At 44.1% G+C, this 23,465-nt stretch carries 21 protein-coding genes and 1 pseudogene; 10 read left to right on the top strand and 12 right to left on the bottom strand.

All coding sequences use genetic code 11. From position 1 onward, the window contains the following. Positions 1–252: 252 nt before the first annotated feature. Positions 253–333 (top strand): annotated as a pseudogene (locus ACMFL8_RS06220) (IS5/IS1182 family transposase); the annotation flags it as partial. 40 nt (positions 334–373) lie between these two features. Here ACMFL8_RS06220 and ACMFL8_RS06215 read toward each other — a convergent pair. The 6 genes from ACMFL8_RS06215 to pheA all read right to left on the bottom strand — a co-directional run bounded on the left by ACMFL8_RS06215 (position 374) and on the right by pheA (position 7,457). Next, complete coding sequence (locus ACMFL8_RS06215) at positions 374–829, bottom strand: 2-amino-4-hydroxy-6-hydroxymethyldihydropteridine diphosphokinase (protein ID WP_413190391.1); 456 nt, start codon at positions 827–829, stop codon at positions 374–376. 67 nt (positions 830–896) lie between these two features. Beyond that, positions 897–1,334 (bottom strand): dihydroneopterin aldolase, encoded by a 438-nt coding sequence (folB, locus tag ACMFL8_RS06210; protein WP_413190390.1) that lies wholly within the window; start codon positions 1,332–1,334, stop codon positions 897–899. A gap of 50 nt (positions 1,335–1,384) precedes the next feature. Then, positions 1,385–2,347 (bottom strand): EamA family transporter RarD, encoded by a 963-nt coding sequence (rarD, locus tag ACMFL8_RS06205; RefSeq protein WP_189585068.1) that lies wholly within the window; start codon positions 2,345–2,347, stop codon positions 1,385–1,387. A 261-nt stretch (positions 2,348–2,608) separates the two neighbouring features. Further along, a complete protein-coding gene (locus tag ACMFL8_RS06200) occupies positions 2,609–4,900 on the bottom strand; it encodes a bifunctional prephenate dehydrogenase/3-phosphoshikimate 1-carboxyvinyltransferase (RefSeq protein ID WP_413191377.1) in 2,292 nt (763 codons plus the stop codon). A gap of 157 nt (positions 4,901–5,057) precedes the next feature. Further along, positions 5,058–6,188 carry a histidinol-phosphate transaminase gene (gene hisC, locus ACMFL8_RS06195; RefSeq protein ID WP_413190389.1) on the bottom strand — a complete coding sequence of 377 codons (1,131 nt, stop codon included), beginning with the start codon at positions 6,186–6,188 and terminating at the stop codon, positions 5,058–5,060. A 93-nt stretch (positions 6,189–6,281) separates the two neighbouring features. Beyond that, complete coding sequence (gene pheA / locus ACMFL8_RS06190; RefSeq protein WP_189585062.1) at positions 6,282–7,457, bottom strand: prephenate dehydratase; 1,176 nt, start codon at positions 7,455–7,457, stop codon at positions 6,282–6,284. Positions 7,458–7,948: 491 nt separating this feature from the next. Between pheA and ACMFL8_RS06185 the strand changes: the two genes are divergently transcribed. Beyond that, the gene (locus ACMFL8_RS06185; protein WP_413190388.1) at positions 7,949–8,890 is read left to right on the top strand and encodes a transaldolase; all 942 of its coding nucleotides are present in this window, start codon (positions 7,949–7,951) and stop codon (positions 8,888–8,890) included. A gap of 108 nt (positions 8,891–8,998) precedes the next feature. Beyond that, positions 8,999–9,466: a hypothetical protein gene (locus tag ACMFL8_RS06180; protein WP_413190387.1), complete on the top strand. Its 468-nt coding sequence runs from the start codon at positions 8,999–9,001 to the stop codon at positions 9,464–9,466. Between the two features lie 82 nt (positions 9,467–9,548). Here ACMFL8_RS06180 and ACMFL8_RS06175 read toward each other — a convergent pair whose 3' ends face one another. Then, positions 9,549–10,118 (bottom strand): adenine phosphoribosyltransferase, encoded by a 570-nt coding sequence (locus tag ACMFL8_RS06175; RefSeq protein ID WP_210540601.1) that lies wholly within the window; start codon positions 10,116–10,118, stop codon positions 9,549–9,551. A 329-nt stretch (positions 10,119–10,447) separates the two neighbouring features. On the opposite strand from ACMFL8_RS06175, the gene ACMFL8_RS06170 reads away from it, so the two are divergent. Together ACMFL8_RS06170 and ACMFL8_RS06165 are read left to right on the top strand one after the other, a co-directional pair. Further along, positions 10,448–10,612: a rubredoxin gene (locus ACMFL8_RS06170; RefSeq protein ID WP_010201990.1), complete on the top strand. Its 165-nt coding sequence runs from the start codon at positions 10,448–10,450 to the stop codon at positions 10,610–10,612. Positions 10,613–10,639: 27 nt separating this feature from the next. Next, positions 10,640–11,671 carry an alpha/beta fold hydrolase gene (locus ACMFL8_RS06165; RefSeq protein WP_194619774.1) on the top strand — a complete coding sequence of 344 codons (1,032 nt, stop codon included), beginning with the start codon at positions 10,640–10,642 and terminating at the stop codon, positions 11,669–11,671. Positions 11,672–11,775: 104 nt separating this feature from the next. Here the strand turns inward: ACMFL8_RS06165 and ACMFL8_RS06160 are convergent, their stop codons facing one another. Next, the gene (locus ACMFL8_RS06160) at positions 11,776–12,816 is read right to left on the bottom strand and encodes a WG repeat-containing protein (protein WP_413190386.1); all 1,041 of its coding nucleotides are present in this window, start codon (positions 12,814–12,816) and stop codon (positions 11,776–11,778) included. A 491-nt stretch (positions 12,817–13,307) separates the two neighbouring features. Between ACMFL8_RS06160 and ACMFL8_RS06155 the strand changes: the two genes are divergently transcribed. Next, positions 13,308–14,240, top strand: coding sequence for a DMT family transporter (locus ACMFL8_RS06155; protein ID WP_413190385.1), 933 nt, complete (start codon positions 13,308–13,310; stop codon positions 14,238–14,240). Positions 14,241–14,338: 98 nt separating this feature from the next. Here the strand turns inward: ACMFL8_RS06155 and ACMFL8_RS06150 are convergent, their stop codons facing one another. After that, positions 14,339–15,757 (bottom strand): solute carrier family 23 protein, encoded by a 1,419-nt coding sequence (locus ACMFL8_RS06150; protein WP_413190384.1) that lies wholly within the window; start codon positions 15,755–15,757, stop codon positions 14,339–14,341. 541 nt (positions 15,758–16,298) lie between these two features. Between ACMFL8_RS06150 and ACMFL8_RS06145 the strand changes: the two genes are divergently transcribed. After that, the gene (locus ACMFL8_RS06145; protein ID WP_413190383.1) at positions 16,299–17,732 is read left to right on the top strand and encodes an L-serine ammonia-lyase; all 1,434 of its coding nucleotides are present in this window, start codon (positions 16,299–16,301) and stop codon (positions 17,730–17,732) included. A 114-nt stretch (positions 17,733–17,846) separates the two neighbouring features. Here ACMFL8_RS06145 and ACMFL8_RS06140 read toward each other — a convergent pair whose 3' ends face one another. The 3 genes from ACMFL8_RS06140 to xthA all read right to left on the bottom strand — a co-directional run bounded on the left by ACMFL8_RS06140 (position 17,847) and on the right by xthA (position 20,721). Continuing rightward, complete coding sequence (locus ACMFL8_RS06140; RefSeq protein ID WP_010202007.1) at positions 17,847–18,245, bottom strand: DUF4377 domain-containing protein; 399 nt, start codon at positions 18,243–18,245, stop codon at positions 17,847–17,849. A gap of 380 nt (positions 18,246–18,625) precedes the next feature. Then, a complete protein-coding gene (argJ, locus tag ACMFL8_RS06135) occupies positions 18,626–19,849 on the bottom strand; it encodes a bifunctional glutamate N-acetyltransferase/amino-acid acetyltransferase ArgJ (RefSeq protein WP_413190382.1) in 1,224 nt (407 codons plus the stop codon). 47 nt (positions 19,850–19,896) lie between these two features. Beyond that, positions 19,897–20,721, bottom strand: coding sequence for an exodeoxyribonuclease III (gene xthA, locus ACMFL8_RS06130; RefSeq protein ID WP_189585038.1), 825 nt, complete (start codon positions 20,719–20,721; stop codon positions 19,897–19,899). Between the two features lie 221 nt (positions 20,722–20,942). Here xthA and ACMFL8_RS06125 point away from each other — a divergent pair, with 221 nt between their 5' ends. From ACMFL8_RS06125 to ACMFL8_RS06115, 3 genes are all read left to right on the top strand, one after another. Further along, entirely contained in the window at positions 20,943–21,536 is a 594-nt protein-coding gene (locus ACMFL8_RS06125; RefSeq protein ID WP_413190381.1) for a thioesterase, read from the top strand. A 12-nt stretch (positions 21,537–21,548) separates the two neighbouring features. Next, a complete protein-coding gene (locus ACMFL8_RS06120) occupies positions 21,549–22,391 on the top strand; it encodes an ATP-binding cassette domain-containing protein (protein ID WP_413190380.1) in 843 nt (280 codons plus the stop codon). Positions 22,392–22,468: 77 nt separating this feature from the next. Further along, positions 22,469–23,260 carry an ABC transporter permease gene (locus ACMFL8_RS06115; protein ID WP_413190379.1) on the top strand — a complete coding sequence of 264 codons (792 nt, stop codon included), beginning with the start codon at positions 22,469–22,471 and terminating at the stop codon, positions 23,258–23,260. Positions 23,261–23,465 lie beyond the last annotated feature (205 nt).

Below are 23,465 nucleotides of genomic sequence, written 5' to 3'. Positions count from 1 at the left end.
AAAGTTTTATTACAATATTCCGATGAACGGTAAGTTACTGTTAGTTATAGTTATATTTTGAGATAGGGTTGTGATTTTTTTGAATATTAAATAATTTTTGGATAGAAGTTACTGAACTATTACTAGGAAAATAGGGTATACCCTATCGGAACCACCTAAAAGGTGCCAAAAACCTATTAATAGACCACCTAAAATAGACTGCAATAAAAGAACCACCTATATTAGGGCATATTTGATGATGCATGAATAGGCATTGAACAACCAAAAAACCAAAGCGACTACTACAGTGGAAAAAAGAAGCGACATACCTTAAAAGCGCCAGTCATTTTACATTGGCAAGCAGGTCTCATACTTGAATAGCATTTCAGCCGCTTCAAACACCAATCACTGCAAGCTCTTTAATCCCTGCTCCCTCATGTGCTTTAAATGGATAGCGATCGGCCATTACAGTCCAATTAGACGTTGGTTTAGAGATATACCTCTTGCTTAGGCTATTTTTTTCTTCAGCCAACTTGATTAGCAAAATATCAATATCCATTGTCACTCGCCGTACTTGGTTCGAATCAGTCTGTCGACATCTATTACAATCTCCTTCAAGGTTTTTAAAGGTTTGCTGTAGTTGATGCAGACTCATCGGTGTTGCTAGTATGAGATGTACACATTGATTGGTGTAATCAGGTTTTGGTTGTTCTAAGGTTGCGGTGAAATCAGGGTTTTGAAAAGCAGTAGATAGCCGTATCTGACCTAGCGTTGCCAAACACTCTAGAGCAAGTGGCAGATATTTTTCGGCTTGATAATTGCTACCCAGCGCTACTATTATATCTACCACGGGCTGCGCCTGCAAAGTCTCAGGTGCGCATTGTGTTAGCCTTTCCAAATTCAAATGCATCGATGTTTTATACATCATCGGCTTGGCTATTATTAGCTTCTTTGGCAGCTTCTTTGATAGCTAGCTCATCTGTTGACGTTGACGCATAGCGCGTGATTTGAACGCCAACTGCATCCGCTTGCGCAATAGCAGTCGGCTTGGCAACGCTTAACGTTATTTTATGACAAGCGTATTTTGCAAGCAGCTTATCAGAAATTTGCCCAGCCAAATGCTCAAGCAGTTTTGCTTGAATATCTTTGCACCACGCGCTGACATCATCGCAGACCGCTTTATAATTTAGCGCATCATTGACATCATCTGATACAGCAGCACGGCTAATATCGGTTTCAAGCGCAATATCAATCAGCAGCGGCTGCGTGATCGCCCGCTCCCACGCGTAAACACCGATAACGGCTTCGACTTTTAAACCTTTTACAAATACCACATCAGATTCAGTATGAAACATGCTTCCATCCTTGTTTGCTACATTTTTAATTCAGAGATTCAATTCAAACTTTATTTAACTTGTTTCAAAGCCTCTTCACGCAGACGCGCGGCTTTTAACGCTTTACTTGGACGATGACGCCATAAGTCAATGCTGAATAACAGCAAGCCTAGCCAAATCAAGCCAAAGACTGCCAAGCGTTTTAAATCAAATGGCTCGTTATAATAAAACACTGCCAAGAAGAAAATAAAGGTCGGCGTTAAATAATTCATAAAACTTAGAATACTATAAGCGACGAGTTTGGTAGATTTATTAAACAATAATAACGGTATCAACGTAATCGGCCCTGCGATCATCAGTAGCCAGATGTTTGAGCTAAACCAAAAGCTCAGTTGATGACTGACCACATCGGACTGCCAAAACCACCAAAGACATAAAGGTACTAGCATCGCTGTTTCGACAAACATCGCATCGACAGCTGTCAACGGGGTTTGCCGTTGAATAGTGCCATAAGTACTAAAGCTAAATGCCAAAATCAATGATATCCACGGCAGACTGCCAATCATCACCACTTGGATCACGACAGACAAGAGTGCAAATCCAATAGCCACCCACTGCAAAGGTCGTAAGCGCTCTTTGAATAGAATCATCGATAGCGCAACACCTACCAATGGCCCTATAAAGTATCCTAAACTGGCCTCAAGAATACGGTCATGATTGACCGCCCATACATAGGTCAGCCAGTTAGTTGCGATAATCAAACCAGATATCAATGACAGCGCTATCCATCTTGGGTTTTGTTTGAGCGTTTCAATCCATTGCCAGCGCTTAGTGACTACTAGCACAATCAATAGACATAGGAATGTCCATATGATGCGATGACCAATGATCTCAGTCGCATCATAATCGGATAATTGTTTGAAGTATAACGGAAATCCGCCCCAGATAAAAAACGCAATAAGCGCAGTGATAATGCCGCGTCTGGTTGTGGTTATCGGGGCAACGGGTTTTTTGATGACATTTTGGGTAGTCATAATATAGGACAACTTTTTAGAGCAAAGCGCGCCCTCACCTAATTCTGAGTATTATTATCGATTTAGTGGCGAGAACGCAGGGTTACTACAGTGAGATTATAAATTAAAAAGCAATGTACTCATGCCAATAGTGACATGAGTACATTGCTAACGATGTTAGATTAAGTTTTTAGGCTAATGTGGCTATTTGATCAGCTAGCCACCATCTGTTTATATTTTACAGTGCAAATCATAGAAGAATATTAATCAGCACTCAATGATTTATTCAGCGCCAGCATCCACTTCGATAGACATACCAATTTGGTTGGCAAGTTCAGCAAATCCTGGGAAGCTGGTATTGACCGTCTCAACCCCTTCGATGGTAATTTGCTTTGAGGCACGCAGACTGGCAACAGAGAAACTCATGGCAATACGATGGTCATGGTGAGACGTAATGTGACCGCCACCGAATACAGGCTGGCTATTATTGACATCACCATTCTCACTTCCAATACCTTGACCTTCGATGATTAGTCCATCATCCGTAACGGTACAGTCGATGCCGAGCGTATGTAGCCCTTCTGCCATCACTGCAATACGATCAGATTCTTTAACGCGCAACTCTTTAGCACCAGTTAACACCGTACGACCTTGCGCACAGCTGGCAGCAATGAACAATACAGGGAATTCATCAATCGCTAGCGGTACGAGATGCTCTGGTATCTCAATACCGACCAAGTTTGAACCACGAATCGTAATATCAGCGACTGGCTCGCCGCCAACGTGAGTTTCATTACTCAAGCTAATATCTGCTTGCATGAGCTTTAAGATATCAATAATACCCGTACGTGTCGGGTTGATACCCACTTGCGTCAAGGTCAGCTCACTACCTTGACTGATAGCAGCGGCTACCATAAAGAAGGCCGCAGAGGATATGTCAGCAGGCACAGCGATATCACCACCTGTCAATGTACCGCCGCCTTCAACGCTGATACGATTGCCATCAACGGTCACCGGATAACCAAAGGCGGATAGCATACGTTCGGTATGGTCACGACTGACTTCAGGCTGTGTGACCGTTGTCGTACCTTCTGCCCACAGTCCTGCTAACAGCAAGCAAGACTTCACCTGTGCAGACGCGACTGGCATGTCATATTCAACGCCTTGGAGTGGCTTGCCGACCGTATCACGACCAGTGATACTGAGCGGTGCCGTGCCACTATGACCTGTACTTTGAATCACAGCACCCATGGTGCGTAGCGGCGCTGCCACCCGTTCCATCGGGCGTTTATTTAAGCTAGTATCACCCGTCAACACACTATCAAATGATTGTGCCGCCAAGATACCCGACAGCAGGCGCATGCTGGTGCCTGAATTGCCCATATATAAAGGTGTCTTGCTTGGCTTTAAGCCATTCATACCAACACCATGAATGGTTAATCTTCCTTTATCAGGGCCTTCAATGCTCACACCCATATCACGGAACGCCTGCAATGTGGCAAGCGCATCCTCCCCTTCCAAAAATCCTGTAACATTCGTCACGCCTGTGGCAAGACTGCCCAGCATGATGCTGCGATGCGAGATGGATTTGTCACCAGGGATGGCAATGGTGCCAGAGACAGTATTGCTAGGCGTAATAATATAAGAAGCTGACATGGCAGAAGTATCCGTATAAGGGGTGCTGGCTAACATATGGCCAAAATGTCGCCGTGCGGCTTGCGCGCGGCCCAAAAGTCCCATCAGGGCGGTTGAATCTTTATCAATGATAAGCTGGCGCATAGTCTGTAAGTAGACACCATACTCATCAAGGGCGCTCACAATGGCGCTTTGATTGGCAAAAAATATATCGTGCCACATTTTAGGGTCGCTAGCAGCGATACGAGTAAAATCACGAAATCCACCTGCTGCATAACGAAACATATCTAAATTATCATCATGGCTTGCCAACTGCTCAACCAAATTAAAGGCAAGCAAATGCGGCAAATGACTGGTGTGCGCCAATATGCGATCATGGTGATTAGCATCCATCGATATAACATTTGCGCCCACCGCTTCCCATAGTAGCCGCAGCTTGGTGATGGCTACATTGCTTGTGGTAGGTAGCTCACAGATAATCACGCTATGATTGACAAATAAATTGGCGCGGCGAGCATGATACCCTGAATTTTCAGCCCCAGCAATCGGATGCGCGGGCACCAGTCCTGTCGGCAGCGAGCCAAATACTGTCCTGGCTGCATCAATGATGTTGACCTTAGTACTACAGACATCCGTCATGATGCAATCAGTGGCAAGCTGCTCGTCATCCATTGCCTGTTTAATGTCAACAAATACTGCTTCGACGGCCTGTACTGGGACTGCAATGATAATTAAATCACTGCCACCGATGACGTCTTGTAGGTTAGCACTACCAGCATCTAACAAACCATGCTCAATGGCTTCAGTAATACTGGGTACATGCCTGTCTGCCGCTACTAGACGCTCACTTAAGCCACTGTCTTTAATGGCTTGCGCAAAACTGGCGCCAATAAGACCAAGCCCAATCACGCAAACTTGTCTAAACATAGGTAGCTGAATATTTGGAGACGGTTGACGTTTATTTTTTTTCTGACTACTCACGGCTTTTCTCGTTGAACACACTAGGATAAGTTTGGGTAAAGCCAATCTTAGCGTTATAAAATTTAATGGCTAATTAAGATCATTAACTTGACTGAAAAAACATCTATTGATGCGCTTAATCATCGGTCAAGATAGAACGCAAGGTATCAATCAAGCGCATGTTATCTTCTGCGACGCCTACCGTAATGCGCAACCAAGTGGGTAAGCCGTAACCTACCAGTGGCCGTACGATGACCCCTTGCTCGAGCAACGCCTGATTGATCAATAGCGCATCTTCATCATCCATCTCTACCATTATAAAGTTGGCATGTGATTTAATAAAACCCAACCCTAATGCGTCAAACTGCTTCTCTAGCCAGCGCATTTGCTCATCATTCATCAGACGAGTTTTTTCGATAAAATCTTGATCAGCAAGTGCTGCTGCCGCCGCCGCTAACCCAATTCGACTGACGTTAAATGGCTGACGAATACGGTTTAATAACTCTGCCACTGCTACCGAGCTTAGCGCATAGCCAACCCGCAGACCTGCTAGTCCATAAGCCTTAGAGAAAGTACGGACGATGATCACATTGTCAAATTGATCTATGAGTGCCCTATTATTACTTTCAGGGCTGTATTCGATATAGGCTTCATCCAATACCACCAATACCGAGCTTGGCACACTGGCAACAAACTGGCGCAGCTCTTTATGCTCAAGCTGTGTCCCAGTTGGGTTGTTAGGATTGGCAATAAAGACAATCTTGGTATTAGGGTTGTCTTGAACCGCTTGACTCATGGCCTTTAAATCATGACCGAATCGATGGGCGGGCACTTCGATATCTGTAGCACCTTGCATTTTTGCCAGCATCGAATAGACCACAAAGGCATACTGACTATAAACGATAGCATCATTGGCACCCACAAAACTACGCGCCAAGATATCGAGCAAGTCGTCAGAGCCATTGCCCAATGTAATCTGATCGATATTGACATCATTGAAGTCAGCCAGTGCTTGCTTTAGATAATAACCATTGCCATCAGGATAACGCGCCAGCTGACCGAGCTGCTCTGTCACTGCCAACGTCACTCGCGGTGAGCAGCCCATTGGATTCTCGTTGCTAGCAAGCTTCACCACATCTGAGATGCCGTACTCGCGAGTCAACTCTTCAATCGGCTTGCCCGTTTGATAAGGAGCCAGCTCTAATATACTGTCGTACGCTGGCACGAGTGGTAATAAGCTTGATTCGGTCAATGGCGTTGTCTGCATATTGTATCCTTAGATGTAATGAACCATCTATTATTAATAATAACAAGAACTTATGACAGCTATCTGCTATAAATGGTCTAGCTTTTAAAACGCTTACAGTACCGCTTTGGGATATGAGCCCAGTACACGTAAATCTTTTACCAATGGGCGAATATCATTAATGGCTGCGCTAACATTTGGATCATTAACATGACCATCCATATCAATAAAGAACACGTATGCCCACTTATTAGGACGTTCGGGACGCGTCTCGATACTGGTCATCGACACGCCATGATAAGACAATGGTTTTAAGATTTCGATAAGCGCGCCCGCTTTGTCATGTGCTGAGACGACGATAGAGGTCTTATCTTGTCCTGACGGCGCAATCGCTTCGTGACCGATGATAAGGAATCGTGTGGTATTGCTTGGATTGTCTTCAATATTTGAGTAAAGTTTATGCAAATCATACTCTGCGGCAGCGACATCCCCTGCAATCGCAGCCGAATGCCATTCATTCTTGAGTCGACGTGCAGCTTCACCATTGCTAGATACGGCAACGCGCTCCACATTGGGATAATTGACATCGAGCCAATGACGGCACTGAGCAAGCGACTGCTGATGCGAATAAATACGGCTGAGACCGTCAAGCTTGGTATGCTCTGCAACCAAGAAATTCTGATGAATCGGTAACTCAACTTCCCCAATTATTTTTAAGGTAGAAGACAAGAAACCGTCTAACGTGTGATTGACCACGCCTTCTGAAGAATTTTCAACCGGTACAACGCCGTACATCGCTGTACCCGCTTCGACTTCACGGAACACATCAGTGATGGTGGTCATCGGTACTGTATCAGCGGCTTTACCAAAATGCTTGAGGGCAGCGGCGTGAGTAAAAGTACCCACTGGACCCAAAAAGGCAATACGTTGCGGTGCTTCTAGATCTAAGCATACCGACATAATTTCACGAAACAATCGCGCCATTTTTTCATCAGCGATTGGACCAGTATTGCGCGCCATGACCGCTTTTAGGACTTGCGCTTCACGTTCTGGGCGATAAAAAATAGGATTGGTTTTTTCAGCAGTAGGACTTTTTGCGATGTGTTCTTTTTTGACCGTCGCCACTTGCTGAGCCAGTTTGGCACGGTTATTAATCAATGTCTGGATTTCGCAGTCTACGCTATCAATACTATGACGCAGCTGATCTAAAAACTCTTTTTCGTTTGAGTGGTCGCTTACGTTAGTTTGATTTAGATTGTCCATTTTTTGCTCTGGTGACTGCTCACTCATTACCGCCCATCCTTTTTCTAATATTATTGCTGAGTTTTATAACTATTTGGTGTGACTTTTAGGTTTATCTATACTTGGTTTTATCTATACTTAAGCTTATTTGAGATTAGCTCTGACCATATTACTAGTCACTGTTCAATAAAACAGTTTATCAAAAATATCATGTCCTACTCGCCTACACGATTCTTGGATTCATCAGCCAATACAGCAGACAAGGACACGACCGGCTCTACTATAGCAAAAACTACGCTCAGTGCCCATTCGTAAATGCGTGTAAACTGGCTAACGGCTATAAATATTAGCACAGTTATCTGATATGGCAGCGATAGGCGGCACAACTATGAGAGAACACCGCCTCAAAACTATGTTACAGTTCAAAACTAATGGTCAAAAGCACCTTTCATAAGCATGTTTAAAAATATAAACACGTTTAACAACAGACCCAGTCTTTAGAACATAACCATGTCAATTGATTCACACAAGGATACCTGATGAGCGCATTACAACAGCTTCGCACCATGACCACCATTGTCGCTGATACTGGCGACCTTAGCGCTATTGCCCGCCTAAAACCTGTCGATGCGACCACCAACCCCAGTCTCATTACTAAGGCGCTCATTCACTCTGACAATCAAGCCATGCTCTCAGAAACCATGAGTCGACATCGCGGTGACATCGATGCGGTAATTGATGCGTTAACCATAAAAATTGGCTGCGATATTTTATCGTTGATTGATGGTCGCGTTTCAACTGAAGTCGATGCGCGTTTGTCTTATGACACCCAAGCGACTATCGATAAAGCGCTCAACTTCATGGAAGCTTATCAACAAGCAGGTATCGACTCAGAGCGGGTATTGATTAAGATGGCCGCGACGTGGCAAGGTATCGAGGCCGCACGTTATCTGGAAACCCAAGGTATTCACTGTAATCTAACGCTACTTTTCGGACAACATCAAGCGATTGCCTGTGCCGATGCTGGCGTGACCCTGATATCACCTTTCGTTGGACGCATTTTGGATTGGCAAAAACGCCAGCAAAACCGTCAGAACGTACCAGTCTCTGATGACATGGGTGTGCAATCGGTCAAGCTTATTTATCAATATTTCAAACAGCATGGCTACAACACGCAAGTAATGGGCGCAAGCTTCCGCTCTACTGAGCAGATATTGGCATTAGCAGGCTGTGACCTGTTGACCATTGCCCCCAACCTCATTGATGAGTTGGCAGCGATGGATATAGAAGTCCCTCGTCAGCTGTCACCAAGTATGTCGATGGCGTTAGATGATATGACCCGAGTGAGTTTGACCCATGAAGAATTTAGTCAAGCTTATCAAAAAGATACCGTCACTCAAGATTTATTACCTAAGGGTATTGATGGCTTTATCGATGCGCGTGATGAGCTTGCTCAGGCATTGGCAGCGATGCGCAATTAATCGTTGCGATAGCGGGTGGTTAAACACTGTCCAATAAAAGAAATTTGCCTGCTAATAGTAAGTTCGTTATTATAACCCACTTCAAATAACAAGAAGCAAGGCTTGATTATGAGACGGCTATCAGTGGTATTAGCAGGTAGTGCGCTAGCGATTAGTGCACATGCAGTCAGCTGGGTAGAGATATCTGAGACTGATTCTGGTTCGATTTTCACCTTAGACTCAGACTCTATTGAAAGCTCTGACATCAATATCATAGATGAGAATAACGTCGAAAACATTTCGGTATCCATTCGCAGAACCTATCCACCGCAGTTACAACAGACGGATAAAAAAGGCAAAAAGGACAAAAAAGAAAGCTATATTCATCATAGCGATCAGCAGTTATTGATATCTTGCAAAGATGCCAGTTACTATAAAAGAGCCTATGTCAATTATGGCACTGACAACAAGGTCATCAAATCTTGGCAATCCGACAAACCCATCTTGACCACCAAGGATTTTAAGGTTACGATGCCAAAAACAATCGGTCGAAAAGTAGTAGAGCAAACTTGTGAGCGTTATCAACAAGACCAATAAAATACCAAATAAAATATATTAATACCAAAAAAGCGCGCTGAACTATTCAGCGCGCTTTTTTATTATGCTAAAAACCATTTCTCTAAGCTTTTAATACCGTATAAACAGGTACGGGGAATTCACCATGCAACTCAACCAAATCCAGCAGTACCAAAGCACCGACGACCGTATGATCCGCTGACTGGCACAGCTCATAAGCGGTGGTTAGTGTACCACCCGTCGCTAAAATATCATCGACTAACAATACCCGTTCAGGTGGCAAGTTATTTTGCATCTCAAGCGTGTCTTTACCATATTCTAGCGCATAGGCTTTGTTGGCAACAGGCGGTGGCAACTTACCCGGCTTGCGCAGCAAAATCATGCCTTTACCCAAGCGACCTGCCAGCAAGCTTGCAAACACAAAGCCACGCGCCTCTACAGCACCCAAACAGTCCACTTCATCCATCAGCCCTTCTGGCAAGGTTGCAAGCATTGCATCAATGACCGCATTAATATGACTGCGCAGTAACGGGGTGATATCATAAAAATCAATGCCGACTTTTGGAAAGTCTGGTACTGTGCGAATAACCTGCCAAAACGGGTGGTCAGTATTGAGTATATTAGACAGATCAATTTCGGTATTAGCAGATGTAGCGGCAGCATTAACGCTCATAATAACCCTTATCTCATATGGCTTAGATGGTAATAAGTGACGGTGATAAATGACAGACATCACCGTGAAATTAGTGGCGATTACTATAACATAATTTGGTGTAATATAGCGGCGAGACGAACAATCATACAATCGCCTGAATCAATAAAATGCCAATCATGGACTTGATAAAAGCTGAGTCAGCTCAACATACAAGTGTAAACTTAACTATCAAAACAACGGTTATATGCTAAACTACGGGCGTTTTTACCGTCCAAATATGAGCGGTAATGCTCAGTAGACGCTCTAAAAACACCCTGTAACACTGGTAATGATCGATAGGACTATTTATGAAACGTTATGAATGTATCGTCTGTGGCTGGATATATGATGAAGCGCTTGGCTGTCCTGAAGAAGGGATTGCGCCTGGCACCAAGTGGGAAGACATCCCTGAAGACTGGATTTGCCCAGAGTGCGGTGTTGGCAAGCTTGATTTTGAGATGCTTGAGATTTAGTAGACAACTCTCTAATTAGGACACTTCATGACAAAATCCAATAATATCAATAATGCGGCATTGCTTAAAACCTCTGGAGATGCTGGGGTATACCCTACTCCTGACTGGCAACGATTTGGTCAACACCAATGGCGCGAATCAGACCTTAGCGAACACCTCCATCAAGCGATGATAAATATCGGTGATGGCATTGAGTTGTGCGTTGAGGCAGGCGGTAATCCCAATCATCCCCCACTGCTGATGATTATGGGACTTGGCTCGCAGATGATATTTTGGCCAAACAATTTTATCAAGCGCCTTATTGATGCAGGATTTTTTGTGATTCGTTTTGACAATCGCGATATTGGCTTGTCTTCCAAAGTACAGATTGACGGCCTACCGCGTATCAGTCAGCTAAAAATGATGATGCGTTTGCAAACCGGATTGTCTAATAAGAGTACGCAGGTTGCTTATAATTTAACCGATATGGCAGAAGATACCGCACGTTTGATTAAGGCGTTGCAGCTGGGTAAGACACATCTACTGGGTGCTTCTATGGGCGGTATGATTGCTCAAATCGTGGCGGCACGCTATCCAAGCTTAGTACAACGCATGGCCTTGATGTTTACCACCACCAATCGGGCTTTCCTAAAGCCACCCAAGCCTAAGCAGTTGTATACGCTTATCAATCGCCCTGAGAGTCATTCTGAGCGCGATATTGTGCGCCATAGCGTCTGGTTTATGAAAACAGTCGGTACGCCAGGACACGTCAACGTCCGTATGGTGCGTGAAATTGCCAAGTTACGTTATCAGCGCAATTTCCATCCGCTTGGCACCGTGCAACAGCTCAATGCGATCTTGGCCTCGGGCTCTATTAGCCGGTTTAGCAAGCAAGTCAAAGCACCAACTATCGTCCTACATGGCAGTGCAGATGGGCTATTGCCGCCTTCACAAGGACGCGTGGTCGCTAAGACCATTCCCAATGCTAAGTTTCATTTAATCGAAGGCATGGCACACGATATCCCAGAGTACTATCAGCCTTATATGATTGATTTGATTCGCAATCACCTATTGGCTTAATACGCAGTTAACACCGTCAATCATTGGCGATAAAAAAGCGTGCCATGCTATGTATTACTCATAAGCATGACACGCTTTTTTGTATCTTAGTTTGAGTAAGCGCTTTAATCACAACCAACACTCACCCCTTCTTTATCAATGCACATCTTATTGCCATTTTTTAAGTTGCCAATCCACGCTTTACCATTTGCAAATGTAAAGGCGGGCTTGCCTTGATAACTGTCACCACTCGACACACCCACCTTATCAAAGCGAAAAGGAATCACCAGCTCACCGCCCAAATTGATAAAACCCCAGTTGTCATCGATGCGCACGCCAGCTAGTCCTTCTGAAAAAGGACGAGCATCATCAAATGAATAAGTAATCATCGTCACATTGTTTTCATCGACGAAACCCCATCGACCATCTTGCTGACGTGGCTGTAACGTCGTAAAACGATTGGGCGCTGCTTGCCTAGATTGTGCTGACGCTGTAGCAGACCTACTATTGGCGGTTTGCTTTGCAGACGACGGCTCATTACTATTACTGTCACTACCATTTGGATTGCTAGTCACTTTGCCGTTTTTATCCAGCCAACTGGTCGCTTGGTTCTTACGTACTTGCGTCACACCACCACGATAATCATCAATATCACTGATTGACGCAGAAAACGACACGATGGTCTTATTTGCTGTATCGATAACCCCATAGTTGCCGTCTCTTTTGACCACGATACGTCCATCAGATACCGGACGCGCCCAACCCTGACTTTCCTTTAGCATGTCGTAGGTCGCCGGTATCACCTCACGACCCTGCATGTTGAGATAACCGACGTGACTATTGCGCAGCACGGGTAGTAAGCCACCAGCTATCTTATCTGCATCGACTTTTTGATAGCGTGATAAATCAACGACTTTTTTTCCTTTACTATTCAGTAGCGCCACTGGCGCACCGAAGTCCTTGATTGCCAAAAAATAACCGCTACTCGCGGTACAAGAGACATTCTTATAATAGCTTTTGGGTATTTTACAGCTGGCAGCTTGTGCAGTCGGCATCATAAATAGCGCACTGACGAATAAGCCCATAGGAATGCCATATCGTGCCATTTTTAGTTGCGATCCAAATATCAAAGAAAGCGACTTTTTTGATTGAGTTCGTCGATGCATAAATAAACCTAAGCTAAAAGTAGTAGAAACTATGTTGAACACTTTAAGAGAGTAATAAAAGACAGATTAGCAAATCGCGACCTTCACGCCAATGCTATTCCTGTAAGGATGTGGCTCGATGATATAAGCACTATTATATATAGTCAAAATATCTTAAAAACGCGACGGTATTGCTGATATTAATTTTTTGTCGCCTCTGTCTGCGCAGGCACAGCAAGCAAGAAAAATGGATGTCAGCAGTGCGTGATGTACCGATATTACTTTTCACTCACTATAGCTGACGTTAGCTGACTATCAGCATCTATTTTCCCACACGCTTACCATACTCGGTTCTTTCAAAATACAGTCATCATAAGAATAAATTATGTTTCAACCATTTCATTTTAAGTCTAAAACCTCGACAATGTGGGGTGTGTGCATTGTACTGTGAACACAGTAATGTTAAAGAAAGAACGCCACCCATTCAAACGTGATTAATCTAAGGACAACCTATGGCTATTGCCGCTTCACGCTCTGCACCTATTGGCTTAGTTATTGGTTGCATCATCTTTGGTCTGGGCAGTTTAATCGTCGCGCACGTTGATATCGGCGGTTGGGCCATGTCGTTTTGGCGACTCGCCATCTCAGGAGTGGTCTTTGCTGTCTTGGCAAAAATCATGGGACAACGTTTGCCACGCTCAAGACGTGCCATTTTTTATGGTTTATTGTCAGGCGCATTTTTGGGGTTCGATTTGGCGCTTTGGCACGAGAGTATCTATGCTGTCGGGCCTGGTATTTCAACCTTACTTAATAGCTTACAGATTTTCTTTTTGGCAGCGATTGGGTTTTTATATTTTAATGAACGGCAATCTATATTACAGCTTATCAGTCTATTTCTAGCGATGGCTGGAGTGGCGATGATAGGTAGCCCTGAATTTGCACATAATAGTGCCGCAACTTGGGGGTTTATCTCGGGTATCGTCTCAGGAGCGATGCTGGCAGCATCAATGACATTTATCCGTAAGACGCATGACACCGAGCCCACACCGATATTTATGCTCATGCAATTAATCAGTATCGGCGGTGTGCTGGCGATGATTGTACCGATGTTTTTGTTTGACATGGGCAATATCTTGCCCAACAGTTGGTCTGAGATTTTTTGGGTACTTATTTATGGTACGGTCATGCAGTGCTTGGCTTGGGGTCTGATTGCCTACTCTATCCCTAAGCTGTCTTTGGCGCTGACTGGATTACTACTGCTATCTGAACCAATTGCCGCATTGGTCATTGATTATACTTGGCTGGACAAACCGATTAATACTTTGCAATGGAGCGGCGCGCTCTTGACGATGTTTGCCATTTACTTAGGTTCATTAAAACCTAAGCCGCGCGCACTACGTCGCTATCGGTTTTTTTCACGGTTTTATAAGCGTAAATATAAATAGTTATACGGGTACGCTTATTTATATTTACGTTTTATTTGGCGTATAGCTTTAATGAGGGCGTGTCATTATTTGAAACGTGATGCTTAAATGACAATCAATCAGTCTTTTTGACGATTGAATAATGCATTGAGTACGATAGCCGCCAAGGTAGCCGTGCCGATACCGCCCAAATCAAAGCCACCTAAGTGCAGGCTAAAGTTACCCGTTCCCATGATGACAGTGACAGCGGCGATGATTAGATTGCTGTTTTTGCTAAAATCAATATGGCTGTCTATCCAAATTTTGATCCCAGCAACAGTGATAAGTCCGAATACTATAATAGACGCACCGCCCAACAAGGCCGCTGGTATCGTCTGAATGATTGCACCAAATTTTGGTGAAAGCCCCAATATGATAGCCACCAAACCTGCTACGACAAAAATCGTAGTGCTATACACCTTAGTTACCGCCATGACACCGATGTTTTCTGCATAAGTGGTGACACCTGTACCACCAAATCCTGCTGAAAAAGTCGTTGCTAAGCCATCCGCTAAAAATGCTCGACCCATATAAGGGGTAACACGAGCCTTAGTCATACCTTCTACTGCTTTAAAATGTCCCAGATTTTCGGCAACCAAAATAAACGCCACTGGTGCGATCAAGATGATGGCGCTCATCTCAAAACGAGGCGTATGAATGCTTGGTAACCCAAACCATGAAGCAGCAGACACCCCACTAAAATCAATGGGCGTACCAAAAGCCAGTACATTGGTCATCACAAAATAAGCGACGTATGACAATATCAAGCCAACCAGTAATAAAAGTCGACGTAACATACCGCGCGTAAACACAGCAACACCACTAATCAGTAACACGGTTAAGGTGGCCATCCAAGCATCAAACTGATTCGCAGACACTCCTTGAATGGTCACTGGCGCCAAATTTAGACCAATAATCATCACGATAGCACCCGTGACGATAGGTGGCATCAGACGCTCAATCCAGCCTGTGCCCGTTTTCATCACCAGCAGCCCAATCAAAGCATAAATGATGCCGCAGGCCATAATACCGCCCAAGGCGACATTTAAGTTGTCATTGAAGCCTACGCCTGCATACGCAGTCACAGCGATGACGGGGCCAATAAAGGCAAAGCTGGAGCCCAAATAGCTCGGCATGCGCCCACCCGTGATCATAAAGAACATCACAGTACAAATACCTGACATCAAAATAGCGAGGTTAGGATCAAAACCCATTAGCAGTGGCGCAAGCACCGTCGCACCAAACATCGCAAAAGTATGCTGCACACCCAGTAATATGCTTTTTGACGGTGGCAAATATTCATTGATACCGACCGGATCACGATCTAAATCGCCACCATAAGGTCGCCAAGTCGGAAACCAACGACCATTTTCGAAATCTGGATTTTTTGGATAGTTCATGGCTGCTGAGGAAATACCAGCCGCTTCTAATGCATTATGAGCAGGTAATGCTTCAGCACTTTTGTCTGATTGAGAGGAGTTATCGGTGGGAGATGTCATGCATGCTTGTCCTATGTGTGCGGAGCTAATAATAGGCTAAAATAACTGGATGAATAAAAACTGAGCTAAAGTCGAACGTCAATAAATAGAAGTAGGTGGCTAAAAATAACGATAAAAACCAAGACTCAACACCATACCTCTTATAATATGTCACCCAATTCATTCATTTATGTTGTAAGGTAGCAAACCAAAAGTATTATTTGGTATGATAGCTATGTTTTGCTAGATGTATAAGGTCGGATATGTTCTACTTGAACTACCGTCTAAATCATTTTTGCCTGACGTATTTCACAGCGACAACCAACTTACAGGATGTTACATAAACGTTGGCTCCAAGCATCATAACGGAGTTTAATAATAAATAAAAGTTATTATTCACTCGTCACATGTACTTCCATGTTTACATACTTTCATAGACAACACCCCAAACTAAACACTTATCGGTGCTTGTTGGTTGGGGCGGTTTATTATATTTTTCATGCCAGTGCTGAAGCCAATCGATAACCTATGCTGATGCACTTAAAATTTTTGGTAGCTTATTATGATTAGTGTTTTTGATTTATTTAAAATTGGTATTGGACCCTCAAGCTCACATACCGTCGGTCCGATGGTAGCGGCGAACTTGTTTTTGGCGTCTTTGCTCAAGCAAGCGCAGCTGACCGCTATAGACAGTATTGAGATTGAGCTTTATGGTTCATTGGCTGCGACCGGTAAAGGGCATGCAACGGATACCGCCATTTTGCTAGGGTTACTCGGACATACGCCCAGCACCATCGATACGCGTCTGACCAGCAACTACTTGGCACCCATATTTTCAGAAAAAAGTCTGAACATATCAGGTGCTCATATGATTGCTTTTGACACAGAGCGTGATATCTATTGGTACGATGATACCGTCCTACCCTATCATCCTAATGCTCTGACGCTTCGAGCGTTGTTGGTAGATGGTACTCGTTATCAGCAGACCTACTACTCAGTTGGAGGTGGCTTTGTTATTAATGAAGAGAATGCCACCAATCCAGATGAAGACCATGCTAGCCCCACCATTGATAGTATTCCTTATCCCTTCAATAGCGCCGCCGAGTTATTAGAGCAATGTCGCCAGCATGGGCTGAGTATCAGTGATTTAGTCCTCACGAATGAATGTCATTACCGCGAGCAAACAGAGGTTTTTGCCTACTTAGATAGCATTTGGGACGTGATGCAAGACTGCGTCAAACAGGGCTGTGAAAATGGCGGTATTTTGCCTGGCGGCTTAGATGTCAAACGCCGCGCCCAAGATCTATATTCACAACTGTGTGCGGAGAAGAACCAACCCATCACAAAAACCGATAAATTAGCAGCGATGGATTGGGTAGATTTGTATGCGCTCGCCGTCAACGAAGAAAACGCCAATGGCGGTAAAGTGGTGACCGCTCCTACCAATGGTGCCGCTGGCATCATACCGGCAGTTCTACATTACTATCGTGATTTTTTACCAAGCTACAGCCAAAGCGGCGTCTATAAATTTTTGTTAAATGCCACTGCCATCGGTAGCCTTATCAAACAAAATGCTTCAATCTCTGGTGCTGAGGTTGGCTGTCAAGGTGAAGTTGGCTCTGCATGTGCAATGGCCGCCTCTGCATTGGCTGAGATTATGGGCGGCGATCCTGCCAAATGCTTGAATGCTGCTGAAATTGGTATCGAGCATAACTTAGGTCTCACTTGTGACCCTGTTGGCGGCTTGGTTCAAGTCCCTTGTATTGAACGCAATGCGATGGGCGCGGTAAAAGCGATCAACGCGGCACGTCTCGCCTGCCGCGGCAATGGCCAGCACTTTGTCTCTTTAGATAAGGTCATTGAAACGATGAAAGTAACTGGGGCTGATATGCTAGATAAGTATAAAGAAACCTCACGTGGGGGTCTTGCTGTTTATGCTGATAACCGCATACCCACTGCAAGTCATGGTGTCAGTGTAAAATATAGTCAATGCTAATATAATTAATGTCGGTGTAGACTGTCGTGATGTGATTCTCATAAACACTCATGACAAAAAAAGACCTCTAATTCATTAGAGGTCTTTTTTATTCTGACTAGGCCGTGTGATCATTTACTCAGCAGTTTTTGAAACCACTTCGTTTAAAATCCAAACTGGCTTAACCATGTTGGTGGTCTCATTCATCATCGCTTCTTGACGTACGTCCAAAACATAGCGGTAATTTGGCTCATAAGTGAAGCCTTGGATGTTGCCGTTTAGAGTTGTATAGTTTTTCTGATAAGTTTGGCGATACTGTAAGCACTCTGATTCAACTTTGGTGCCATTGGCAGTCATAAGATCACAAACTGCTTTACGCGGTGCAATCTCTACTTCAAAGCTTGGAATGTTAATAACTTTAACATTCATAGTCTGACCTTCAACGACCATGGTACGCTCATTGTCCATACCCATAGTAGAACAACCTGACAGGGCAAAAGTAGTCATCAATGCGGCAAGTGCTAATTTTTTCATTATTCAATCCTCAGTTAAGTAATCTTCATTATTGCCCGTTTGAGCTCGTTTTAATCATTTATAGACGCTCAAAACGTAAGGCATTTGTGACCATACTGGCAAAGTCAATTTAGACAACCAAACAAAGCTGATAATTTCTCAGCAGTATCGTCTATTGTTTACTGAGACTAGTATATGTCGCAAAACGACTTATCCTCTATGACTGGTTTGTAAAGTAACGTCAGCTTTTGCAACTCATGTTAGTCAAACGTATTAAAAAGCAGACCAATCCAATATATATTTGACATTGCAAAAAAATGGCCGAAGTAATCATTACTCCGACCATTTAATCGCTTTCGTTCAGATTAAGAGGACGCCTTAATTAACATCCATTTCGATAATTAGCTACGATAATCGGCATTTATCTTGACGTAATCGTAAGACAAATCGCAGGTATAAACCGTATCGCTAGCGTCGCCACGTGCCAAATCAATATGAATGGTAATTTCAGGACGGCTCATGACCGTTTTGCCCGCCGCTTCCGTATAGCTAGGCGCAACACCACCATTTTGGCAAATCATGACTTCATCTAGATAGACATCGACTTGCTCGGTATCTAAATCTTCGATACCCGCATAACCTACTGCAGCGAGGATACGACCCCAGTTGGCATCACTGGCGAAGAATGCGGTTTTGACTAGTGGTGAATGTGCAACCGCGTATGCCACATCGCAGCATTCTTGCGTCATCTTACCGCCAGTGACTTTGACAGTCATAAACTTGGTAGCGCCTTCCCCATCACGCACGATTAATTGTGCCAGACGAACAAATACTTCGGTTAATGCCTCAAAAACAGGCTGATAATGTGGATGTTCTGAGCTGTCGATAATATTTGAGCTAGCTCTACCTGTGGCGATCAACACACAACAGTCGTTGGTCGACGTATCACCATCGACGGTGATGCGGTTAAAAGACTGCTCATTAATGGCGCTTAACATCTCTTGTAATAAGTCAGCTGCAATGTTGGCATCTGTTGCCACATAGCCTAGCATGGTCGCCATATTTGGTCGTATCATACCTGAGCCTTTTGACATGCCCGTAATATGATAGCTGCTACCCGCCACGTCGATTTTTTGACTAGCAAGCTTAGGAATCGTATCTGTGGTGCGAATACCATTCGCCGCCGCCAGCCAATTATCAGCAGCTAAACTGGCAAGTGCCTCATCTAAACCAGCGATGACCGCCTCACTATTTAAGGGCTCGCCAATCACTCCAGTAGAAAACGGCAATACAGAACTGACAGCCACGCCAGCTTTACTAGCCAGCGCTGTACAGATATCAACAGCGCGGCGCTTGCCATCAGCGCCCGTCCCTGCATTGGCATTGCCAGTATTGGTGACCAAATAACGTGGGCTAGCCTTAGCAAAATGCTCACGTAATACTCGCACTGGCGCGGCACAAAAGGTGTTTTTAGTGGTGACGACCGCACTGGTTGCGTTCTCAGCAATCTCAATCACGACCAAATCATCACGATCTTTGTAGCGTACGCCTGCGGCAGTAGCACTTAACTTGATACCGTCAATTGGGTAAATAGTATTCGGTACTGCAATATTTCCAACAGCCATAGAGACATCCTTATTTTTCAATTTTCATAGTTATAGACAGAATACTATTAGGGTTTGCTTAAGTTAAATGCCGACCAAATCGGTGCATGGTCAGACGGTTTTTCCATGGCACGTAGCTCATAGCTGATACCAGCATCGACGCAGTCATCGACTAAGTCTGAGGTGCACAAGATATGGTCGATACGTAGACCGCGCTTAGGCTCGTCGTTAAAACCACGACTGCGATAATCAAACCAGCTGTATAACTCTGTACTCTCTGGATAGTACAGACGGTATGTGTCAGTCAGCTCGCGTGACATCAGGGCTGCATACCATTCGCGCTCTTCTGGTAAAAATGAGGTTTTTCTATTCTTAAGCCAGCGCTTTGCATTGACTTCGCCGATACCAATGTCGATATCTTCTGGAGCGATATTCATATCACCCATAATAATGAGCGAGCGCCCTTCCGCCTTCAAAGCATCAATATAAGCCATCAAATCTGCATAATAAGCACGCTTCATGGGAAATTTGGTCGGATGATCTTGGCTTTCTCCTTGTGGAAAATAACCATTGAGTACGTCGATTTCACGACCATCAAACTCATATCGTGCATGAATAAAACGCTTTTGCGCCTCGACATCTTCGCCAGGAAAACCTTTTTGTACAAATATTGGTGCAACCTTGGACAAGAGTGCCACGCCATAATGGGCTTTTTGCCCAAAATACTCTACGTGGTAACCAAGACTTTCTATGTTTTCTAGTGGAAACTGCTCATCATGTACTTTGGTTTCTTGTAGACCCATCACATCAGGATCGATTACCTCACGTACCGCCTCCAGCTGATGTTGACGAGCACGAATACCATTGATATTAAAACTGACAAAACGGGTCATAAATTATCCTATACTAATTGATGAAAATACGGTGCTAATATACAGAGCTGGGATGTGACCATACATAAAACCCTATCATAACAGAGGCAGACTGACCTAGCTGTTGCGCGCCCTGATATCTTACGCTAGAGTAGTTGTTATTCGTATGATTGCTATCAAATCTTGTGTATCGAATCATGGCTATCACGGAACACTTATTAAAATAATTATTGAGCATTGTTATGACAACCACTATTAGCAAAACTACCAACGCCTTACCAACGACAGCAAATGAAACTACGCCATTATTTGCCAAAGACTACAATGTCTATATTAACCATACTGACGCTGGCGGTATAGTCTACCATGCCAATCACTTGGTGTTTTTTGAAAACTGCCGCCGTGACTGGTTTGGTCAACTGGGTTTAAATGGGTATTTCTTGCAGACCGATGACGGTCAAGTACAGCATTTTGTCGTGAGTCAAGCAGACTTGCAATACAAAAGAGCCATTCTTTTAGACGAAATCATCAATGTACGTATCGATAAAGTCGAATTAAAACCTGCCAGCATTATTTTTTACCAGAGCATTCATCGTCATGGCTCAGACAGCTCCTCTACCGATCATACGAATGACAATACCAACGCTAAAAACAGTTTATTAAGTAGCACCAAAATCGTCATCGCTTGTGTGCAAAATCAAGTCAGGACAGAGCCTGTGTCTCATGATGAGTCGGATACTGCCGTGGCTAGCGCCTCGCCCATGCGACCGATTCGTGTCCCAAAAAAGCTACGTGATGCTTTACAAGAAGCGATTAACCAGTCTATAAATGCATAATGATTCTGACCTATGAGCCTTGATACTGACACACCTATCGTTGAATTTGAACACCTCTGGGTACATAGCAAACGTATCACGCCAATCAACACTGATGATCAACGACGTGCAGTTAAAACGAAAATCCATAGCGTGTCTGCCATCTACGATAAATGGATGACCAAGTTTAAAAAAATCTCGACCCCCGATCAGAGGTTGCCGACGCATAAAAAGATATTGATAAATGACGTTAGCGGTACACTGTTAGCAGGGGAAATAACCGTTTTAACAGGTGCTTCTGGCAGTGGCAAGTCCTTACTGCTACGTGTGCTTGCAGGACTATTACCGATGAGCAGCGGTGAGATTTGTTTGCGCCGTCATGATGCATCAAATAGCGGCAGTTATAAAAGCATTCATGATACACCGCCGACCCAGTGGCGCACACGCATCGCCCTACTGGCTCAAAACCCACAGCTGCTAGAAGGCCATGTGCTTGAAAACTTACAGATGCCCTATCGCCTACAAGCGCATCAACATCTTGACTTTGATATCGACTGGCATATCGCTCAGTTGGTCTATTTAGAGCGCAGTGCTGACTTTTTACAACAAGAGGCAAGTCATCTCTCTGGTGGCGAGCGCCAACTGGTCAATACCTTACGTCTTTTGCAACTAAACCCACAGGTATTGTTATTAGATGAGCCCACAGCGGCTTTAGACGTTGACACCTCAACCCAGCTAGTGAATCTACTGGTTAACTGGTTGCGCGGCGATGCACAGCGCACCATATTGTGGGTGACTCATGATACACAAGATATCATGCCATTAGCCGACAGGCATTGGCACATGCAGGCAGGCGTATTAACCAAAATGCGCTAATCTCATAATCGACTTTTAATCGTGACTGCCCCTAATACTTATTTCTCTCACCTTAACGACATTAATAATGAGCAGCTATGAGCAGTACGGATGATATGCAAATATTCCTCACTTACGGTGATATTGCGCTTGCCAGCAGCTTAATTATTATCGTCCTTATCCTGTCATGGCGACTACGCTTAACATTAACCAAAACACTATTAACAGCGGCTATTCGTACTATAGTCCAGCTGAGCTTTATCGGTTTGATTCTGGCATGGATTTTTGCTCGTGAGCAATGGTATGAAGTCCTTCTCATACTGACTATCATGACCTTGATTGCAGGAGGTGCAGCCAAAAATCGTGTCAAGCGCAGCTACAAAGGTTTATTCATCGATACCCTCCTCGCTGTCAGCCTATCAGCCGTATTGGTCACCAGTATCGCCATCTTTGTGATATTAAGAGTGCAGCCATGGTATACGCCGCAATTTGTCATCCCTATATTGGGCTTAATACTAGGCAACTCTTTAACCGCCATCTCATTGACCAGCAATCAGTTGATTGAAGCTTTTCATGAGCAGCAAGGACGTATTGAAATGATGCTCAGCCTCTCTGCCAGGCCCTTTGAAGCCGTGCATGAGCAGATACGAGCGGCCATCATCAATGGTATGACCCCAACGCTGAACTCTATGCTGGTGGTTGGTATTGTCAGCTTGCCAGGGATGATGACAGGACAAATACTGGCGGGTGCAGATCCTACTCAAGCGGTACGCTATCAAATTGTCACGATGTTTTTAATCTGTGTTAGCAGCACTTTAGGATGCACTATTAGCGCGTTGCTTATTTATCGGCGTTTTTTTAATAAACATGAGCAGTTCCTTTCACCGTAATATAAGCGGCTGAATTTAGAATTGATACAGGCTACTGTGATAAATTTTCATAGCCTCAATTTTAGTGACACATGTTTATTGACGTATCTATTTTATTAAAAGTCGGCTATAGTTTTGAGCTAGCGCTTTGATAGATTATCAACCTCGTCATAATTAGACTTGTTTCTCCTACACCACATATCAACTGTATCTCTTAGTATATTTT

It is taken from the genome of Psychrobacter sp. AT9 (assembly GCF_047272965.1).
Lineage (GTDB): Bacteria > Pseudomonadota > Gammaproteobacteria > Pseudomonadales > Moraxellaceae > Psychrobacter > Psychrobacter glaciei.
The sequence above is the reverse complement of the archived record's forward strand: the minus strand, read 5'-3'. Positions and strand labels throughout refer to the sequence as shown.

Coding starts and splice junctions, on each gene's coding strand:
- folB (WP_413190390.1), bottom strand. CDS start 1,334: ATGTTTCATACTGAATCTGATGTGGTATTTGTAAAAGGTTTAAAAGTC.
- rarD (WP_189585068.1), bottom strand. CDS start 2,347: ATGACTACCCAAAATGTCATCAAAAAACCCGTTGCCCCGATAACCACA.
- hisC (WP_413190389.1), bottom strand. CDS start 6,188: ATGCAGACAACGCCATTGACCGAATCAAGCTTATTACCACTCGTGCCA.
- pheA (WP_189585062.1), bottom strand. CDS start 7,457: ATGAGTGAGCAGTCACCAGAGCAAAAAATGGACAATCTAAATCAAACT.
- ACMFL8_RS06185 (WP_413190388.1), top strand. CDS start 7,949: ATGAGCGCATTACAACAGCTTCGCACCATGACCACCATTGTCGCTGAT.
- ACMFL8_RS06180 (WP_413190387.1), top strand. CDS start 8,999: ATGAGACGGCTATCAGTGGTATTAGCAGGTAGTGCGCTAGCGATTAGT.
- ACMFL8_RS06175 (WP_210540601.1), bottom strand. CDS start 10,118: ATGAGCGTTAATGCTGCCGCTACATCTGCTAATACCGAAATTGATCTG.
- ACMFL8_RS06170 (WP_010201990.1), top strand. CDS start 10,448: ATGAAACGTTATGAATGTATCGTCTGTGGCTGGATATATGATGAAGCG.
- ACMFL8_RS06165 (WP_194619774.1), top strand. CDS start 10,640: ATGACAAAATCCAATAATATCAATAATGCGGCATTGCTTAAAACCTCT.
- ACMFL8_RS06160 (WP_413190386.1), bottom strand. CDS start 12,816: ATGCATCGACGAACTCAATCAAAAAAGTCGCTTTCTTTGATATTTGGA.
- ACMFL8_RS06155 (WP_413190385.1), top strand. CDS start 13,308: ATGGCTATTGCCGCTTCACGCTCTGCACCTATTGGCTTAGTTATTGGT.
- ACMFL8_RS06150 (WP_413190384.1), bottom strand. CDS start 15,757: ATGACATCTCCCACCGATAACTCCTCTCAATCAGACAAAAGTGCTGAA.
- ACMFL8_RS06145 (WP_413190383.1), top strand. CDS start 16,299: ATGATTAGTGTTTTTGATTTATTTAAAATTGGTATTGGACCCTCAAGC.
- ACMFL8_RS06140 (WP_010202007.1), bottom strand. CDS start 18,245: ATGAAAAAATTAGCACTTGCCGCATTGATGACTACTTTTGCCCTGTCA.
- argJ (WP_413190382.1), bottom strand. CDS start 19,849: ATGGCTGTTGGAAATATTGCAGTACCGAATACTATTTACCCAATTGAC.
- xthA (WP_189585038.1), bottom strand. CDS start 20,721: ATGACCCGTTTTGTCAGTTTTAATATCAATGGTATTCGTGCTCGTCAA.
- ACMFL8_RS06125 (WP_413190381.1), top strand. CDS start 20,943: ATGACAACCACTATTAGCAAAACTACCAACGCCTTACCAACGACAGCA.
- ACMFL8_RS06120 (WP_413190380.1), top strand. CDS start 21,549: ATGAGCCTTGATACTGACACACCTATCGTTGAATTTGAACACCTCTGG.
- ACMFL8_RS06115 (WP_413190379.1), top strand. CDS start 22,469: ATGAGCAGTACGGATGATATGCAAATATTCCTCACTTACGGTGATATT.